This is a genomic window from Acidibrevibacterium fodinaquatile, assembly GCF_003352165.1.
GTDB lineage: Bacteria > Pseudomonadota > Alphaproteobacteria > Acetobacterales > Acetobacteraceae > Acidibrevibacterium > Acidibrevibacterium fodinaquatile.
Genome location: NZ_CP029176.1, coordinates 2,596,437 through 2,612,337, shown reverse-complemented (window position 1 = coordinate 2,612,337; position 15,901 = coordinate 2,596,437). Strand labels below are relative to the sequence as shown.

Annotated in this window: 17 protein-coding genes; 11 read left to right on the top strand and 6 right to left on the bottom strand. The window is 67.2% G+C overall.

Annotated elements, in window-relative coordinates; translation table 11 throughout:
- Window positions 1-30 precede the first annotated feature (30 nt).
- Genes DEF76_RS12455 through DEF76_RS12435 form a run of 5 tightly spaced genes read left to right on the top strand, consistent with a single transcriptional unit; the run spans window position 31 to window position 4,557 of the window.
- Window positions 31-1,260 (top strand): ABC transporter substrate-binding protein, encoded by a 1,230-nt coding sequence (locus tag DEF76_RS12455; protein WP_114913867.1) that lies wholly within the window; start codon window positions 31-33, stop codon window positions 1,258-1,260.
- A gap of 9 nt (window positions 1,261-1,269) precedes the next feature.
- Window positions 1,270-2,154 (top strand): branched-chain amino acid ABC transporter permease, encoded by an 885-nt coding sequence (locus DEF76_RS12450; protein ID WP_114912616.1) that lies wholly within the window; start codon window positions 1,270-1,272, stop codon window positions 2,152-2,154.
- Window positions 2,151-3,098, top strand: a complete 948-nt coding sequence (locus DEF76_RS12445; RefSeq protein ID WP_114912615.1) for a branched-chain amino acid ABC transporter permease — start codon at window positions 2,151-2,153, stop codon at window positions 3,096-3,098. Before DEF76_RS12450 ends, DEF76_RS12445 begins: the two co-directional genes overlap by 4 nt.
- Entirely contained in the window at window positions 3,095-3,850 is a 756-nt protein-coding gene (locus DEF76_RS12440) for an ABC transporter ATP-binding protein (protein ID WP_114913866.1), read from the top strand. The genes DEF76_RS12445 and DEF76_RS12440 overlap by 4 nt, the downstream gene beginning before the upstream one ends.
- Window positions 3,851-3,852: 2 nt before the next feature.
- On the top strand, window positions 3,853-4,557 hold the full coding sequence (locus DEF76_RS12435) for an ABC transporter ATP-binding protein (RefSeq protein ID WP_114912614.1): 705 nt from the start codon (window positions 3,853-3,855) through the stop codon (window positions 4,555-4,557).
- Between the two features lie 10 nt (window positions 4,558-4,567).
- On the opposite strand, the gene DEF76_RS12430 is transcribed toward DEF76_RS12435, so the two are convergent.
- Window positions 4,568-5,431 (bottom strand): glycosyltransferase family 2 protein, encoded by an 864-nt coding sequence (locus DEF76_RS12430; RefSeq protein WP_162800628.1) that lies wholly within the window; start codon window positions 5,429-5,431, stop codon window positions 4,568-4,570.
- Between the two features lie 140 nt (window positions 5,432-5,571).
- Here DEF76_RS12430 and DEF76_RS12425 point away from each other — a divergent pair, with 140 nt between their 5' ends.
- Window positions 5,572-6,843, top strand: a complete 1,272-nt coding sequence (locus DEF76_RS12425) for an MFS transporter (protein ID WP_114912612.1) — start codon at window positions 5,572-5,574, stop codon at window positions 6,841-6,843.
- A gap of 65 nt (window positions 6,844-6,908) precedes the next feature.
- On the opposite strand, the gene DEF76_RS12420 is transcribed toward DEF76_RS12425, so the two are convergent.
- From DEF76_RS12420 to DEF76_RS12405, 4 genes are all read right to left on the bottom strand, one after another.
- Window positions 6,909-7,454, bottom strand: a complete 546-nt coding sequence (locus tag DEF76_RS12420) for a demethoxyubiquinone hydroxylase family protein (protein WP_114912611.1) — start codon at window positions 7,452-7,454, stop codon at window positions 6,909-6,911.
- A complete protein-coding gene (locus DEF76_RS12415; protein WP_114912610.1) occupies window positions 7,451-7,948 on the bottom strand; it encodes a disulfide bond formation protein B in 498 nt (165 codons plus the stop codon). Before DEF76_RS12415 ends, DEF76_RS12420 begins: the two co-directional genes overlap by 4 nt.
- Window positions 7,949-8,009: 61 nt before the next feature.
- Window positions 8,010-9,062 carry an extracellular solute-binding protein gene (locus DEF76_RS12410; protein ID WP_162800627.1) on the bottom strand — a complete coding sequence of 351 codons (1,053 nt, stop codon included), beginning with the start codon at window positions 9,060-9,062 and terminating at the stop codon, window positions 8,010-8,012.
- Window positions 9,063-9,082: 20 nt separating this feature from the next.
- Window positions 9,083-10,243 carry a TOBE domain-containing protein gene (locus DEF76_RS12405; protein WP_162800626.1) on the bottom strand — a complete coding sequence of 387 codons (1,161 nt, stop codon included), beginning with the start codon at window positions 10,241-10,243 and terminating at the stop codon, window positions 9,083-9,085.
- Window positions 10,244-10,347: 104 nt separating this feature from the next.
- Between DEF76_RS12405 and DEF76_RS12400 the strand changes: the two genes are divergently transcribed.
- The 4 genes from DEF76_RS12400 to DEF76_RS12385 all read left to right on the top strand — a co-directional run bounded on the left by DEF76_RS12400 (window position 10,348) and on the right by DEF76_RS12385 (window position 13,326).
- On the top strand, window positions 10,348-10,602 hold the full coding sequence (locus tag DEF76_RS12400) for a hypothetical protein (protein WP_114912607.1): 255 nt from the start codon (window positions 10,348-10,350) through the stop codon (window positions 10,600-10,602).
- A 17-nt stretch (window positions 10,603-10,619) separates the two neighbouring features.
- The gene (locus DEF76_RS12395; protein ID WP_114912606.1) at window positions 10,620-11,003 is read left to right on the top strand and encodes a hypothetical protein; all 384 of its coding nucleotides are present in this window, start codon (window positions 10,620-10,622) and stop codon (window positions 11,001-11,003) included.
- 70 nt (window positions 11,004-11,073) lie between these two features.
- Window positions 11,074-12,081, top strand: a complete 1,008-nt coding sequence (locus DEF76_RS12390) for an enoyl-CoA hydratase/isomerase family protein (protein WP_114912605.1) — start codon at window positions 11,074-11,076, stop codon at window positions 12,079-12,081.
- 12 nt (window positions 12,082-12,093) lie between these two features.
- Complete coding sequence (locus tag DEF76_RS12385) at window positions 12,094-13,326, top strand: CynX/NimT family MFS transporter (RefSeq protein ID WP_114912604.1); 1,233 nt, start codon at window positions 12,094-12,096, stop codon at window positions 13,324-13,326.
- Here DEF76_RS12385 and DEF76_RS12380 read toward each other — a convergent pair.
- On the bottom strand, window positions 13,269-14,192 hold the full coding sequence (locus DEF76_RS12380) for a hydrogen peroxide-inducible genes activator (RefSeq protein WP_114912603.1): 924 nt from the start codon (window positions 14,190-14,192) through the stop codon (window positions 13,269-13,271). The two genes, DEF76_RS12385 and DEF76_RS12380, sit on opposite strands and share 58 nt — an antisense overlap.
- Window positions 14,193-14,421: 229 nt before the next feature.
- Here DEF76_RS12380 and guaB point away from each other — a divergent pair, with 229 nt between their 5' ends.
- Entirely contained in the window at window positions 14,422-15,888 is a 1,467-nt protein-coding gene (gene guaB / locus DEF76_RS12375) for an IMP dehydrogenase (RefSeq protein ID WP_114912602.1), read from the top strand.
- The last annotated feature ends 13 nt before the right edge of the window (window positions 15,889-15,901 follow it).

Below are 15,901 nucleotides of genomic sequence, written 5' to 3'. Positions count from 1 at the left end.
TGTCGGCAAAGAACACGGGGGGAGATGACGATGCCAGCCAAGCAGGGCCGCAGCGTGGGGCGGCGAAGCGTATTGCAAACCGCGGCGTTTTTGGCCGCGGGGGCGCCGTTCGTTGCACTCCGCGCCGAAGAAACGCCGATCCGCATCGGTTTTCCCGTCCCGATCACCGGCCCCTACGCGACCGAGGCCGCCGATCAGGTGCGGGCGGCGCAAGTCGCGATCGCCGAATTCAACGAATCCGGTGGTTTGGGCGGGCGGCGGGCCGAGCTTCTGGTGCGCGACGACAAGCTCGACCCCGGCGAAGCGGCGACCCGCGCCATCGAGTTGATCGAAAAGGACCATGTCGATTTCATTGTCGGCAGTTTGTCGGCCTCGGTGCAGCTCGCGGTCAACACCGTCACCAAACAGCGCGGCGTCCTCTATAATTCCATCAGCCAGTCCGATCAGATCGTGAATGCCCCCGATTGGGGCCCGACCACGTTCCACGAGGCGATGACCCCGCACATGACGGCGGGCGCGGTCGGGCGCTATGCGTTCGGCAAATTCGGCAAGCGCTGCGCCTATGTCGCCGCCGATTACGCCTATGGCCACGAGATGGTGGCCGGCTTTCGCGCCGTGGGCGCCGAGATCGGCGCCGAGGAGCTGGCGGCAATCAACATGCCGATCGGCACCCGCGATTTCTCGACCGTGATGCCGCGGCTGCAGGCATTGCGGCCCGACATCGTGTTTTTGTGCAATTTCGGCCGCGATCAGCAGATTTTCGTCAAGCAGGCAGAGGAGTCGGGCCTCAAGCGTATGACCCATCTTGTCGCCCCGGTATTGTTGCAGACGGCGCGCATCGCCGGCGGTGCGCAGGCCTTCGCTGGCGTGCTTGGCGGCACCTCCTATTACTGGGGGATCGAGCGCGACGTCGCGAGCGCCAAGGCGTTCAATGACCGGTTTCGCAAAACCTATGACGGGCGCTTGCCTTCTGATTACGGCGCGCTCGGCTATAGTGGCGTGCGCGCGGTTTTGGCCGCGGCGGTGAAGGCGGGCAGCACCGAAACCGCCAAGGTCGCAGCCGCGCTCGCCGGCATGAAATATGATTTCTACAAGGGGCCGCAAGTTTACCGCGCCTGCGATCATCAATCGGTGCAGTCGGTGTTCATCATCGAATCGAAAGCCAATGGCAGCGTGCCCGAGGACGTGTTCACGGTTCTGGAGACGGTGCCGGGGCGGGAGGACATGCTGAAAACCTGCGCGCAAGAGGGCCTCGGCTGAGCGCGGGGGATGGCCGGACTGTCTCTCGACCTGCTGGCGCTGCAGATCTTCACCGGGCTCGCGCTGGGCGCCGTCTATGTTCTGCTGGCGATTGGCATGTCGCTGATTTTCGGCATGCTGACGGTGGTGAATTTCGCCCATGGCGCGTTTTTCGCGCTCGGCGCCTATGCCGGGTTCCTGGTGCTCACCCTCGGCGGCAATTTCTGGCTGGCACTTCTCGTCGTGCCGGTGCTGACCGGGCTTCTCGGCATGGCGGTCGAATGGGGGCTGGTGCGCCATCTCTATGGCCGCGGGATCGATGATCCGCTGCTGCTGACCTTCGGGCTTTCCTATGTCCTCGTTGAACTGATCCGCATTTTCGCCGGAACCCAGGGTCTGCCCTTCGATGCCCCCGATGCGCTCGCCGGTGCGGTCGATATCGGCATCGGCTATTTTCCGCTCTATCGCCTGTTCGTGATCGCGGTAACGGTCCTGATCCTGGCGCTGCTCTGGCTGTTTCTCGAGCGCACCCGGATCGGGCTGATCATTCGCGCCGGCGCGCGCGACCCCGAGATCATGCGCGTGCTCGGCGTCGATACCGGGCGCATCTGGCGGCTGGTCTTCGGGCTTGGCACCGCGATCGCCGGGCTCGCGGGCCTGCTCGCCGCTCCCTTGCAGGGGGTGAGCCCGGAAATGGGCAACGCGATCCTGGCGGATGCCTTCGTCGTCACCGTGGTCGGTGGCATGGGCTCGCTCCCCGGCGCCATCCTCGCCGGTTTGGTGGTCGGCGTCATCGTCTCGCTCACCGCTTTGTTCGCACCCGAGGCTGGCGATGTCGCGATCTTCGCCCTGATGGCGGTGGTGTTGCTGATCCGCCCGCAAGGGTTTTTCGGCCGCGCCGGGTTGATGAGTTGATCGCACTCTCGTTCGCCCGTGCCGCCCGCCATCGCGCGCTGCTCGCGGCGCTGTTTTTACTCGCGCTGCCGTTTTTGCTGCCCTTTCGCGCAACCGCGGTCAATGTGCTGATCGATGGTCTGTTCGCGGTCGGATTCAATCTCGTCTATGGCTATGTCGGGCTGCTTTCCTTTGGCCATGCCGCGCTGTTTGGCGGCGGCGCTTACGCGACCGGGCTCGCGCTGCTCCGCCTTGGTCTCCCTTGGTACGGTGCGCTCGCGCTCGGGCTGATCGCCGGCGCGGTGATCGCCGGCGTGATCGGTCTTTTGGCGACGCGCACGCGCGGCATCTATTTCGCGATGGTGACGTTGGCATTGGCCGAATGCGTCTATTATCTCGCCTATCAGGCGAGCGGTGTGACCGGCGGGGAAAATGGCCTCCGCGGCATCGTCCTCAGCAAAATCGATCTCTTCGGCTTGACCCTCGATTTCATCGACCCGCTGACCCGCTATTTCGTCATCGCCGCGATCGTCGCCGCGGCGCTCGCTATGCTGTCGCGCATCCTCGCCTCGCCGTTCGGCGCGGTGATGGAGATGGTGCGCGAGAACGAGGCCCGGGCGCGGGCCTCTGGCGTCGATGTGCGGGCGGTGAAGGTGCTTTCGTTCGTGCTCTCGGGTGCGTTCTCGGGCCTTGCCGGCGGTTTGCAGGCGCTGCATCTCGCGATCGTGCCGATCGAGACCCTCGATTACAGCAATTCCGGCATGGTGGTGATGATGTGCCTCCTCGGCGGCGCGGGGACGTTTTTCGGCCCGTTTTTCGGTGCGCTGGTGTTTCTTCTCCTGCAAAATCTCGTCGCCCTGGTCTCGCCGCATTGGCAATTGCCGGTCGGTCTCGTGTTCATGGCCTGCATTCTGTTCTTCCCGCGCGGTCTTTGGGGGCAGGTGGCGCGGTGGCGCCCGGCATGAGCGGCGAGAGCGTCATTCTCCGCACCGCGTCGGTCGGCAAATCCTTCGGCCGGTTCAGGGCTCTCGCGGGCATCAGTTGCGAATTCCACCGTGGTCGGCTGACCGCCATCATCGGCCCCAACGGCGCCGGCAAAAGCACCTATTTCAACCTTTTGTCGGGCGCGTTGAGACCAAGCGCGGGGCGGATTTATTTCGAGGGGCGCGACATCACCGGCCTTGCGCAATCGCGCTTCGCCGCCCTCGGCATCGCCAAATCCTTCCAAATCACCTCGATCTTTCCCGAACTCACGGTGCATGAGAATGTCCGTGCGGTCGCACAGGCGCGTGACATCCGGCTGAATTTCTGGCGCACGCGCGAGGCCTATCCGCAATTCGCGCAAGAGGCCGAGGCGCTGCTCGCGCGCGTCGGGCTTAGCGATCGCGCCGGCGTTATCGCCGGGCGCCTCGCCCATGGCGAGCAGCGGGCGCTCGAGATCGCGATGGCGCTGGCGAGCCGCCCGCGCCTTCTTCTCCTCGATGAGCCGACGGCGGGGATGAGCCCGGAGGAGACGGCGGCGATGATGACCCTGATCGCCGGCCTCGTGCCCGCCCATACCGTCATTCTCGTCGAGCACAAGATGAAGCTGGTGATGGGCATCGCCGAGCGCGTCCTCGTGCTCCATCACGGCGAGGTGCTGGCGATCGGCACGCCGGAGGAAATTCGCGCCAATGCCGAGGTTCGCCGTGTCTATCTCGGCCAGCGGGAGGTCTGAGGATGCTCCGGGTCCATGATCTCAACGCCTGGTACGGGCCGAGCCATGTCTTGCAGGGGGTGAGCTTCGAGGTCGGGATGGGCGAGATCGTCTGTCTCATCGGTCGCAACGGCGCTGGCAAGACGACGACGCTGAAAGCGGTGATGGGGCTGATTGCGCGTCGTCGCGGCCGGGTTCTGTTTGCCGAGGAAGAGATCCTCGCCCGCCCTGCTTATGCCCGCTTCGGCCGCGGTCTTGCTTATGTGCCGGAGGAGCGGCGGATCGTCCCTGGCCTTACGGTCGGCGAAAATCTTCGCCTTGGCCTGATCGCGACAAAGCGGTTTCGCGCCGCCGAAAGCGAGATCGCGGCGATGGTGGCGCTGTTTCCACGTCTTGGTGAGCGCCTCGATCAGATCGCGGTGACGCTTTCCGGCGGCGAGCAGCAGATGCTGGCGATCGCGCGGGCGATGATCGCCGGCCCGCGCATGATCATGCTCGATGAGCCGTCGGAAGGGATCATGCCGGCGCTGGTCGATGAGATGTTCGCTCTCTTCGCGCGCCTGAAAAAATCCGGAACCACCATTCTCCTGGTTGAGCAGAATGTCGAACGGGCGCTGGAAATCGCCGATCGCGCTTATATCCTCGACCAGGGGGTGATCGTGCATGAGGGGCGGGCGCGGGCGCTCCTCGGGGATGCGGCGATCAAGGAGCGCTACTGCTCGGTCTAGACCGTGATCGCTAGGGCAAGGCGTCGCGAAGACGCGGCGGCAGCGGCCAGAGCGCGTCGATGTTGAAATCGAGATCGAAGGGGTAGGGGCCATCGGCGCGCCCCTCGCGGGTGGCGAGTAGCGCGGCCAGCGCCCCATCGATCGGGGGTGCCGCGAGGCTGAAATCAACCACCGGCAGGCGCGGCAGCGCAGCGAACACCGAAAACAGTGCGGCGAACGCCTCGTCCGGTCCCCGCTGCCAGGGGGCCGCGGCCGCGTCCGCCCAGGGCATGGCGCGGGTCTTGGCCAGACGCCGGAGCCCGAGATCATGATCAAACCAGCGGAGATGGATGAGATAGAGCGGCGCGAAGGTCATCGGCGCGTCGGCACCGTGAAACCCCGGCGCCCAGGCAACCGGCCTGCGGATCAGCGCCGGCTTGCACATCGCGCCGGAAAACCGCACCCAGCGCCGCTGTTCGCCGAGCGGGCGCGCGATATCGAGCGGCGCCTCCTCGGGCAGATGATGGAGATTGAGCCCGATCGCGGAAATCACCTCGGCCCGCGCCTCGGCGCAAAATGTCGCGAGATCGGGATAGAGCCTTGGATCAGGGATCAGGAGTTCATCGACGTCAGTATAAATCACCCAATCGTACCACTCGAGCAGCCCGGCGCAGAAGCGCGAGATGAAGCGGGCGCGGCGGGCGTCGTCTTGCGGCGAGCGGGGCAGGCGGAGGCGGTTGATCGCGCCGAGTGTGTCCGTACTGCCGTCATCGGAGCCGTGATCGACGATGTGGCAATGTTCGGCGCCGACCAGGCGGGTGTAATGGCGGCGCCAGAGCGGCAGGAAATCCGGCTCGTTATAGACCATGGTGACGGCGGCGATGCGGGGCGGCATGAGGTTTCTCAGCGTGTTTCCGGCGCGAGAATAGCAGGTAGCAGAAAACCTGCCATGCGCGCGGCCCAGCATTTCCCGCTTGCCAAGGGGGGCTTGGGATCGCCAGGATCGCGGCCGTTGGATTGAAAGGGCGGAAGCCGATGGCGGCGTGGCTGGCGCGGCGCCTCGCGAGGGCGGGGGTGCATTATGCTTGGGTGATGGCGGCGGTGACGTTTCTCGTCATGCTGTCGACCGCGGCGGCGATGGGGCTTCCGGGCGTGCTCATCGTGCCGCTCGAACAGGCGATGGGCTGGAGTGCCGCCGATATTTCCGGCCCGCTTGCGCTCCGTCTCATGCTGTTCGGCCTGACGGCGCCGTTCGCGGCCGCGCTTTTGCAGCGTTTCGGCCTGCGCCGCGTGGTATTCGCCGCCCTCATCCTGATCATCGCCGGCCTCACGCTTGCCGCGTTCGCGACCCGGCTCTGGCAAATCTGGCTTGGCTGGGGGGTGATGGTCGGGCTTGGCACCGGGATGACGGCGATCGTGCTCGGGGCGACGGTCGCCAATCGCTGGTTCGTCGCGCGGCGCGGCCTCGTCGTCGGGATGCTGACCGCGAGCACGGCAACCGGGCAATTGCTGTTTCTGCCGATCGCCGCGTTTCTCGCAACCCATCTCGGCTGGCGCGCGGCGGTGATGCCGGCGGCCGGGATATGCGTATTCGCGGGGACGCTGATGCTGGTTTTCGGGCGCGACCACCCGGGCGAGATCGGCCTTCCCGCCTATGGTGAGAGCCTTGTCGAACCGCCGCCGGAAAACCGCGGCAATCCTGCTCGCGCCGCGCTCGTGACGCTGGCCGATGCCAGCGTCTCGCCAATGTTTTGGATGCTGTTCTTCACCTTCTTCGTCTGTGGGCTATCCACCAACGGCTTGGTGCAGACGCATTTCATTCCGCTCTGCCATGATTTCGGCCTGCCCGAGGTCACCGCCGCCTCGATGCTCGCGGCGATTGGGGTGTTCGATTTCATCGGCACGATCTTTTCCGGCTGGCTTACCGACCGGTTCGACAGCCGTTTTCTGCTCGGCTGGTATTACGGGCTGCGCGGGCTTTCGCTGCTCTGGCTGCCCTCCTCGAACTTCACGTTTTATGGTCTCTCGTTGTTCGCGGTGTTTTATGGGCTCGACTGGGTGGCAACCGTGCCGCCGACGGTGCGGCTCTCCGGGGCGACCTTCGGGCGCGAGCGCGCCGGGATGGTGTTCGGCTGGGTGTTCATGGCGCATCAATTGGGGGCGGCGGTCGCGGCTTATGGTGGCGGGCTTTCGCGCAGCCTCACCGCAAGCTATCTCCCAGCCTTCTATACCGCCGGCATCGCCTGCCTGCTCGCCTCGCTTGCGGCGCTCATGGTCAAGGCCCGACGCGTGCCGGCCATCGCCTGAAAATGCGCCGGCAACGCCCAACGGAGAAACGTTTTTTGGTTCTTTTTTCAAAAAAGAACAAGCGCTTACAAGACTTCACTCAGCGCGATCGCAACACGGCAGCCGGCCTTGATCGCCGCCGAGAGCAGGCGATAGGCCGGCGCGTGCTCGGCGTCATGGGCGAGGCCGATATCGCGGTGCTCCAATTCCTCCGCCCGAAAGGTCTCGATGGTGTCACGGAGCGGCGCTTCCTCGGGCCCGAGGGCGGCGGCCTGGCGAGCGTAATGGGCGTCGATCGTTTCCTCGACCGCGACGGTACAGGCCATTGCCGCGCGCTCGCCGAGCGCGGCCGTCGCGGCGCCGAGCGCAAAGCCCGCGAGGTGCCAGAGCGGCAGCAGCGCCGTCGGCCGCACCCGGCGGCGGGTGAGCAGGGCGGCGAAGCTGTCGAGATGGTGCTGCTCCTGGGCCTGCATATGGGCGAGCAGGGCGTCGGTCTCCGGTCGCCGCAGGACGGCGCGCTGGCCGGCATAGATGCGGAGCGCGCCATATTCGCCGGCGTGATCGACGCGCAGCATGCGGGCGATCGCGCGCCGAGGGTGAGGATCACCGGGGAGTCTTCTGGTTTCGTTCATCGTCGGGTGCTCCGGGTGCGGCGGAGATGGGTGAGGAGGGCTGCGGCCAACGCCAGGGCGTAAAGCCCGTTCATCGCTGCCATCGAAACCGGCAGCCCGGGAACCAAATAGGTCGGCTCATCGCAGGGCTTGGCGGGGCGCAGCGGCATTGCCGCAAGCCGCTCGGCGATCGAGCCGCGGAGATGTGGGGCGGCGCATTCGGGCAGCGGGCTCGGCCAGAAATGCCATTCGACGCCGACATGCACGAGGGCGATCGCGGCGTCCGCCAGGATGACCAGGGCGAGGGCGGCGAGCAGCCAGCGTGCCGGGCGCGGCGGCGCGAGGAAGGCAAGGGCGGCGAGCACGATCGCGATCCGGTAGGGCCAGCGTTCAACGAGGCAGAGTGCGCAGGGAACGAGGCCACCGAGCCGCTCGCTCGCGATCGCGACCGCGAGCGCGAGGGCGGATGCCAGCAAAGCAAGCAGCGCCGCGCGCCGGACGTGATCCTGTCGCATCACCGAGACTTAATACCGTCGCCGCTCCCGGCGCAACCGCGGGCAAGCCACCTTCGCGGGCTCAGTGTGGCGACTGGTCGAGCCAAGTCTCGAAACGGCTCGTGAGTTTCGCTGCGTTTTGCTCCCAGAAATTTTCGTCATAGGCGAGCGCGGTTTTGAGGTTTGCTGGGTTGCTCGGCGCTTGCCCGCGTTGCTCGGGCGGGATTTGCTCGAGCGCGCCCTTGGCGAGCGGGCCATAGGCGAGGGCGGCGAAGAGCCGCGCTTCGGCGCCAGGATCGCCGACGAAGGCGAGGAATTTCTGCGCAAGCGGGATGTTCGGCGAGCCGGTGACGATCGCGAAGCTTTTGACGCGATAGAGGCTTTCGCTCCATTGCAGGCCGAAATGATGCGCGCCGTCGCGGTCGGCGGCGGCGACCTCGGCGCTCGGCGCCAGCGTCATCAAAACTTTGCCTTCGCCGAGAATGCGCACGGCCTCCTCGGGTTTTTCCCACCAGACGATATAGGGCCGCAGTTGGTCGAGCTTGCGAAAAGCACGTTTGATGCCGTCCTCGGTGCGAAGCGTGGCATAGACATCGCCGGCCGCGACGCCATCGGCGAGGAGCGCGATTTCCAGCGTTGTGCGCGGATCGCGGCGCAGGCCGCGCTTGCCGGGATATTTCGCAACATCCCAGAAATCCGCCCAGCTCGGCGTGCCTTGCAGCTTGTCGTTGTCCCAGCTCAGAACGACACTGGTCATGAATGCGCCGACGCCGCAATCGCTCGTGGCAAAGGCGGGATAGCGGTCGCGCCCGCCAAGCGCGTTCCAATCGAGTTTTTGCAACACGCCGCGCGCGCACCCCTCCTCCAGCACCGGCATCGTCACCAGCACCACGTCCCAGGGCGTATAGATGCCGGCATTTTGCACCAGATCGGCATAGTCGCCATCCCAGGACAAGCCGTTGGCGGTGATCCCGTTGGCCGATGCAAAAGGATCGAGATAGGCGGTTTTCAGGGCTGCGATCAGCGCTCCCGGAGGGACGGCGAGGGTGAAATCACGCGCCTGCGCGGCATGAGCGTCCATCGAGACCGCGGCAAACAAAAGGGCGGCAAAAAAAATGTCGCGGCCGCGCCTCATGTGTCGCCTTCTGGGCGTCGTCATGCCGCATCCGCCGGCGAAGCGGCAGCATAGATGCGAGCCTGCTGCGCCGTCCACGCGATCGCCATTTCGCGTCCCGGCTGCAATCCGCGCAGCGCCGCACTCGCGGGACGTGTGACGATGATATCGACGCCGCCGCCGAGTGATGCAAAAAGCCTGGTTTGCGCGCCAAGCGGCATGATTTTGCAGAGCACGGCGGAAAGCGCCCCCTCCCCCAATTCCTCGGCGGCGATCGCCGCGACGGCAATTCGCTCCGGTCGGACCATCAATAATGAGCGTTGCCCGATCGCGATGCTTTCGGCAAGAGAGCCACTGACGATCGCGCCATTGTCGAGGCGCACGCGCGCGATATCGTCGTCGTTCTCGACCAGGACGCCGCTCAGCACATTCGTCTCGCCGAGCGCCTCGGCGACCGCGAGACTGGCCGGCGCGTCATAGAGACTTTGCGGCGCAGCACTCTGCGCGATCATGCCTTCATGCAGAACCACGGCGCGGTCGGCGAGAGCGAACACCGTCGCCGGCGAACGCGCCGCAATCAGGGTGGTGAGAGCGGACGCAACCGGGCTGCCGCGCAGCAGCGTCGTCAACATCTGGCGCTCGGGCTCGGCGAAGCCCTCATCCGGTTCTTCGATCAGCAGCAGTTTCGGCGCAGCGATCAGGGCACGGGCGAGGGCGGCGCGAAACCGCTCACCCGCGGCCAGGGCGTAACACCGCCTGGTGCCGCACTCGGCGAGGCCGACGAGGGCGAGCATACGCGCGACCTGGGCTTGGCGTGCGTCGCGGCTGAGGCGCTGATCGGCGAGTGCCGCCGCCAGATAAGCGCCGACGCGACCAAAACGCGGCAGCGCGATCCGCGCCGGGAGATGGCCGAAGCCACGCTTTCCCGGCGGCGTTGCCTGCAGGCGGCGGCTATTGACGATGACCTCGCCCGCCGCCGGCCGGCGCACGCCCGCGACCATGGCGAGCACGGCGCGCGCCGCCTCGCCCTCGCGGGCGAGCAGACAGAGTTTCTCGCCCCGCCGCGCGGCGAGGGAAAATGGCTGAAGTCCGCCCGCGGCCGCCTGATCGCGCGGCACGAGGTCGCGAAGATCGAGAAACCTATCGGCCTCGTTCGCGAACGCGGCCACCGCCGGAATCTGCCCGGGATCTGAGAGGGTCATTGACTGCATCGCAAAGAGGGTTTTCGTATGGGCTGGCAAGGGAAGGCAACCTTCCTTCGCAGATTGTTATGTTTTCGTTATATAAAAGTCATGGAGATCACGCGATGAGCAACGCCAAGCCCGCCGAGGACGCCGCCGCTGAAATCGCGCGGCTGCGCGCGGAGATCGAGACGCTCCGCGCCGGGGCCGAAGAAAAGGTGCGACAAACGGCACGCACGGCCGAGACCATGGCGCGAGAGATGGGGGAGGCGGTCTGCCAGCAATCCGAGCTGGTGGCGGGAAAAGTGCGCGAGCGGCCGCTGACCGCGTTGTTGGTCGCTGGCCTCGCCGGGTTCGTCATTGGCCGTTTTGCGCGCTGAGCGAAGCGGCGATTGACGTGCGGCGGGCGTTTCATCTCGCGTGGATCGCGCTGGCGGCGGAGGGGCTCCGTTGGCGGGTGCTTGCGCGGGCCCGGCTGCGCCAAGCGGCGCTGGCATTTGTCGCACTGATTTTTCTGTTGTTTGCGCTCGCCCTCGGCCATGCCGCGGCGTTTTTTCGGCTCGCCCCCAGCCTCGGTGTGATCGGCGCTGCCCTCACTCTCGCAAGCGTCGACCTCGCCCTTGCCCTGGTTCTGCTGTTTTTTGCCGCGCGCGGCGGCACACGCCTGGCCGCGGAAGCGGAGGCGCTGCGGCGCGCAGCGCTTGCCGAACTCCGCGCCGAATCGCCGCCAATGCTGCTCGCGGCTCTGCGCCGCCTTTGGCGCGAGACGCGGCGGCGCTGATCCCTCGCCTTGGCGTGCCCCAGCCTGTATAGGGGCGCCGGCACGGCACGAGCGAGGAGACGAACAAGCGATGGGTGAAGCGGCAAACCTTCGTGTTTGGCACGAGGGAAGGGTGGGGCGGCTCGAATTGAACCGGCCGCGGGCGCTGAACGCGCTCGATCTCGGCATGATCGCGGGGCTGGCCGAGGCTCTGGCGGGCTGGCGCGAGGCGCCTGCGGTGCAGGCGGTGCTGATCACCGGCGCCGGCGAGCGCGCCTTCTGCGCCGGCGGCGACATCCGTGCGATCCGCGAAGCGGCGCTGGCCGGGGAGGGGAGTGCGATCGAGCGCTTCTTCGCCGACGAATACGCCCTCAATGAGGGCATCGCGAGCTATCCCAAGCCCTACATCGCGCTGATCGACGGCATTTGCATGGGCGGCGGCATTGGTGTCTCCGTCCATGGCGATATCCGCGTCACGAGCGAGCATGGCCGCTTCGCCATGCCCGAGACCGGGATTGGCTTCTTTCCCGATATCGGCGCGAGCTATTTCTTGCCGCGTCTTCCCGGCGAGCTTGGCATGTATCTCGCGCTCACCGGCGCCGAATTGCGCGGGGCGGACGCCGTCTATGCCGGCCTTGCCACCCATTTCGTGCCGCGCGCGGCGTTTCCCGATCTCGAACGCGCGATCATCGCCGATGGTCCCGCCGCCGTCGCCGGGTTCGCCGCCGCGCTGCCGCCGTTCAGCCTCGCGCCGCACCGGGCGCTGATCGATCGCTGTTTCGGCGAAGCCTCCGTCCCCGAAATCCTCGCCGCCCTCGAGGCGGCGGGAACGGCGTTCGCCGAGGAGACGCTGAAAACGCTCAACGCCCGCTCGCCGTCGGCGCTCGCCTGGTCCTTCGCCCTCCTCCGGCGCGGCGCGGCGCGGACGCTTTCCGCCTGTCTCGCGCAGGAATTGGCGCTGACACGGCGGATCACCCGCCACCCCGATTTTCTCGAGGGCGTGCGCGCCATGGTGGTGGACAAGGACCGCGCGCCGCGCTGGCAGCCGGCGACCCTCGCCGAGGTCGATCCGGCTGCGATCGCCGCACTTTTCGCCTGAGCGGGCAACGCAGTGATACGCGCCGAGGAGGAAGGCGGTCTTGCGCCGCGCCACCGTTTTCTGCTCGGCGCCGGTCTGGTGCTGATCGGCTTCAATCTCCGCATCCCGATCGCGAGCCTTGGCCCGGTGCTGCCCGAGGCGGCGCGGGCGAGCGGGCTTTCGCCATGGGCGACAAGCGTGCTGACCACCCTTCCTTCGCTCTGTTTTGGTCTTTTCAGCCCGCTCGCCCCGGCCTTCAGCCGCCGCATCGGCGACGAGCGCACGGTGTTGCTGATGCTGGGCGCGCTCACCCTCGGGACCGCTCTGCGCGGTCTCGCCGGCGCCCCGGCGCTGTTTGCCGCGCAGATTCTCGCCTGTCTCGGCATCGCCGCGATCAATGTGTTGGCGCCGGCGCTGATGAAGCGTGATTTTCGCGGCCATATCGCGCTGATGACCGGGCTGTTCACCATGTCGCTTTGCCTCGGCGCGGCGCTGGCGGCGGGGGTAACGGTGCCGCTGCAGCGCTGGCTCGGCGGCTCCTGGTCGCTTGCGCTCGCCGCCTGGGCGCTGCCCGCGTTGCTCGCGCTTCTCCTGTGGGCGGCGGGGGCACGGCGGCAGGAGGCGGGGGTGCGCCATATCGCTCGGCCGCGCTCGCTCTGGCGCGATCTGCTCGCGTGGCAGGTGACGTTGTTCATGGGGCTGCAATCGGCGCTCGCCTATCTCGTGTTTGGCTGGCTTGCGCCGATTTTGCGCGATCGCGGGCTGAGCCCGGAGGCCGCCGGCTATTTGCTGTCGCTCTCCATTCTCGGCCAGGCGGTGACCTCGCTGATCGCCCCAAGCCTTGCCGCGCGCGGCCGCGACCAGCGCTTTGTCGCGGTGTTTTTCTCGGCGCTGGCGGTGATTTCGCTGCTCGCCTGTCTGTTCGCGCCGCCGGCGACGCTGTGGCTGGCGGCTTGCGTCCTCGGGTTGAGCCAGGGCGGCTTGTTCGGCGTTGCTTTGATGCTGATCGTGCTCCGCGCCCGCGATGCCCTGGTCGCGGCGCAGCTTTCGGCGATGGCGCAGGGGATCGGCTATCTTCTCGCCTCGTTCGGCCCATTGTTCACCGGGCTGCTGCACAGCATGAGCGGCGGCTGGACGCTGGTTGCCGTCTGGATCACCGCGATCGGCGCGGCGCTGGCCTGGAGCGGGGCCGGTGCGGGGCGGGCGCTCTATGTCGGCAAGACGCCCGACAGCGCCGCCGCGATCACCGGCGCCAGCGCCCGATAATCGGCCTCACGCGCTGCCCCCTGGCGCCAGGCAAGCCCGATCGTGCGCCACGCCCCCTCGCCGCCGAGCGGGCGCAATACCAGCTCCGCCCCCGCCGTGACGCCGCCGGCGATGGCGAGTTCGGGGAGCAGCGTCACGCCAAGCCCGCCCGCCACCATCTGCACCAGGGTGTGGAGGCTGGTTGCGGCGAAATCGGCCTCATGCTCCCCCCCGGTGTCGAGCAGGCCGCAGGCGGCGAGGGCTTGGTCGCGCAGGCAATGCCCGTCTTCGAGGAGAAGAAGCGGTTCGGTGGCGAGGGCTGCGGCCGGCACCTCGCTGCGGGATGCGAGCAGATGGTTGGGCGGCAGGGCGACGAGAAACCGGTCGCGCGCCACGGCCAGTGTCTCCGCCCCCACGCAATCGCAAGGCAGCGCGAGAATCAGCGCGTCGAGCTGCCCGCCGCGCAGGCGCTCGATGAGGCGCGTCGTGGTGTCCTCGCGCAGAAACAGGCGGAGATGCGCGAAGGCGGCGCGCAGCCGCGGCATCAGCCGTGGCAGCAGGAAGGGGCTGATGGTCGGGATGATGCCGAGGCGAAGCGGCCCGCTCATCGGCGCATGCGCCGAAACCGCCGCCTCGACCACCTCCTGCAGCGCCGCCATCGCCGCCCGCGCCCGTTCGACCAGTTCGCGCCCAAGCGCCGTGAACACCACCCGCTTGCCCATGCCGCGGTCGAGGATTTCGGCGTCGAGCTGATGTTCCAGCATCAGAATGCCGGCCGAGAGCGTGGATTGCGTCACCGCGCAGGCCTGTGCCGCGCGGCCGAAATGCTGATGCTCGGCAAGCGCGAGCAGATAACGCAATTGTTGCGGCGAGGGCAGCGGGGTCATCGTTGGCTCGAACGCGAGATGAGAGCGCCGCAGCTTATCGCGGCGCGCGCCGGCGCGCTATGGCGGCGAGCCGCGCGGCGCGTGACGAATTTCTGACCGTCGCTGGTCGCGCTTGCGCTCCCCCGCCGGCGTCGTTAAGGGGGGTTGCCAAAGTCGCGGAAAGGTTGTTGCCGCCATGGCCCCCGATACTCTCGCCCCCACAATTCCCGAACGCCCCTCGGAGTCCGCAATGCGGCCGCCGATCGAGGAGGCGCTAACCTTCGATGACGTGCTGATCGTCCCTGCCTATTCCGAAATCCTGCCGACCACCGCCGACACCCGGACGCGTCTTACACGCGAGATCACCCTCAACATCCCGCTGATCTCGGCGGCAATGGACACCGTGACCGAGGCGCCGATGGCGATCGCCATGGCCCAGCATGGCGGCCTTGGGGTCATCCACAAGAATCTCTCGATCGAGGACCAGGCGGCGCACGTGCGGCGGGTCAAGAAATTCGAATCCGGGATGGTGGTCAACCCGCTCACCATCCACCCTGACCAAACCCTCGCCGAGGCCCGCGCCCTGATGGCGATGCATCACATCTCCGGCGTGCCGGTGGTGGAGCGCGAGACCGGGCGCCTGGTCGGCATTCTCACCAACCGCGACGTGCGCTTCGCAACCGATCCCGCGCTCAAAGTCTATGAGCTGATGACGCGGGAAAATCTGGTGACGGTGCCGGCCGAGGTCGGGCATGAGGAGGCGCGGCACCTTCTCCATCGTCACCGCATCGAGAAGCTTTTGGTGGTGGATGACGCCTATCGCTGCATCGGCCTCATCACCGTCAAAGACATGGACAAGGCGCAGGCGCATCCGCTCGCCAACAAGGACGCGCTCGGGCGGCTCCGCGTCGCCGCGGCGACCGGCGTCGGCGAGGATGGCGAGGCGCGGGCGCGGGCTCTGGTCGCGGCGGAGACCGATGTGATCATCGTCGATACCGCGCATGGCCACTCCGCCGGTGTTTTGCGCGCGGTCACGGCGATCAAGCAGCTCTCCAACGCGGTGCAAGTGATCGCCGGCAATGTCGCAACCCCCGAGGGCGCCCGCGCGTTGATCGAGGCTGGGGCGGACGCGGTGAAGATCGGGATCGGGCCGGGCAGTATTTGCACGACGCGCGTCGTCGCCGGGGTCGGGATGCCGCAATTCTCGGCGGTGCGCGAGACCTCGGCGGCGTGCCATGCGGCGGGCGTGCCGGCGATCGCCGATGGCGGCATCCGCCATTCCGGCGACATCGTCAAAGCGATCGGCGCCGGCGCCGATTGCGTGATGATCGGAAGCCTCCTCGCCGGCACCGATGAGGCGCCGGGCGAAGTCTTCCTCTATCAGGGGCGGTCTTACAAATCCTATCGCGGCATGGGCAGCATCGGCGCGATGGCGCGCGGCTCGGCCGATCGGTATTTTCAGCAGGAGGTCAAGGACACGCTGAAACTGGTGCCCGAGGGGGTGGAGGGGCGGGTCGGCTACAAGGGGCCGGTCGCGGCGGTGGTGCATCAACTGGTCGGGGGCTTGCGCGCCGGCATGGGCTATACGGGCGCTGCCAGCATCGCCGAGCTGCAGAAATCCGCCCGCTTCCGCCGCATCACCGGCGCCGGTTTGCGCGAAAGCCATGTCCATGACGTGGCGCTCGACCGCGAAGCCCCCAATTACCGCCAGGACTGAGAGCGAAACCCCG

Bases quoted from the DNA above. Each gene is read 5' to 3' on its own strand.
- DEF76_RS12455 (WP_114913867.1), top strand. From the start codon at position 31: ATGCCAGCCAAGCAGGGCCGCAGCGTGGGGCGGCGAAGCGTATTGCAA.
- DEF76_RS12450 (WP_114912616.1), top strand. From the start codon at position 1,270: ATGGCCGGACTGTCTCTCGACCTGCTGGCGCTGCAGATCTTCACCGGG.
- DEF76_RS12440 (WP_114913866.1), top strand. From the start codon at position 3,095: ATGAGCGGCGAGAGCGTCATTCTCCGCACCGCGTCGGTCGGCAAATCC.
- DEF76_RS12435 (WP_114912614.1), top strand. From the start codon at position 3,853: ATGCTCCGGGTCCATGATCTCAACGCCTGGTACGGGCCGAGCCATGTC.
- DEF76_RS12430 (WP_162800628.1), bottom strand. From the start codon at position 5,431: ATGCCGCCCCGCATCGCCGCCGTCACCATGGTCTATAACGAGCCGGAT.
- DEF76_RS12425 (WP_114912612.1), top strand. From the start codon at position 5,572: ATGGCGGCGTGGCTGGCGCGGCGCCTCGCGAGGGCGGGGGTGCATTAT.
- DEF76_RS12420 (WP_114912611.1), bottom strand. From the start codon at position 7,454: ATGAACGAAACCAGAAGACTCCCCGGTGATCCTCACCCTCGGCGCGCG.
- DEF76_RS12415 (WP_114912610.1), bottom strand. From the start codon at position 7,948: ATGCGACAGGATCACGTCCGGCGCGCGGCGCTGCTTGCTTTGCTGGCA.
- DEF76_RS12410 (WP_162800627.1), bottom strand. From the start codon at position 9,062: ATGAGGCGCGGCCGCGACATTTTTTTTGCCGCCCTTTTGTTTGCCGCG.
- DEF76_RS12405 (WP_162800626.1), bottom strand. From the start codon at position 10,243: ATGACCCTCTCAGATCCCGGGCAGATTCCGGCGGTGGCCGCGTTCGCG.
- DEF76_RS12400 (WP_114912607.1), top strand. From the start codon at position 10,348: ATGAGCAACGCCAAGCCCGCCGAGGACGCCGCCGCTGAAATCGCGCGG.
- DEF76_RS12390 (WP_114912605.1), top strand. From the start codon at position 11,074: ATGGGTGAAGCGGCAAACCTTCGTGTTTGGCACGAGGGAAGGGTGGGG.
- DEF76_RS12380 (WP_114912603.1), bottom strand. From the start codon at position 14,192: ATGACCCCGCTGCCCTCGCCGCAACAATTGCGTTATCTGCTCGCGCTT.
- guaB (WP_114912602.1), top strand. From the start codon at position 14,422: ATGCGGCCGCCGATCGAGGAGGCGCTAACCTTCGATGACGTGCTGATC.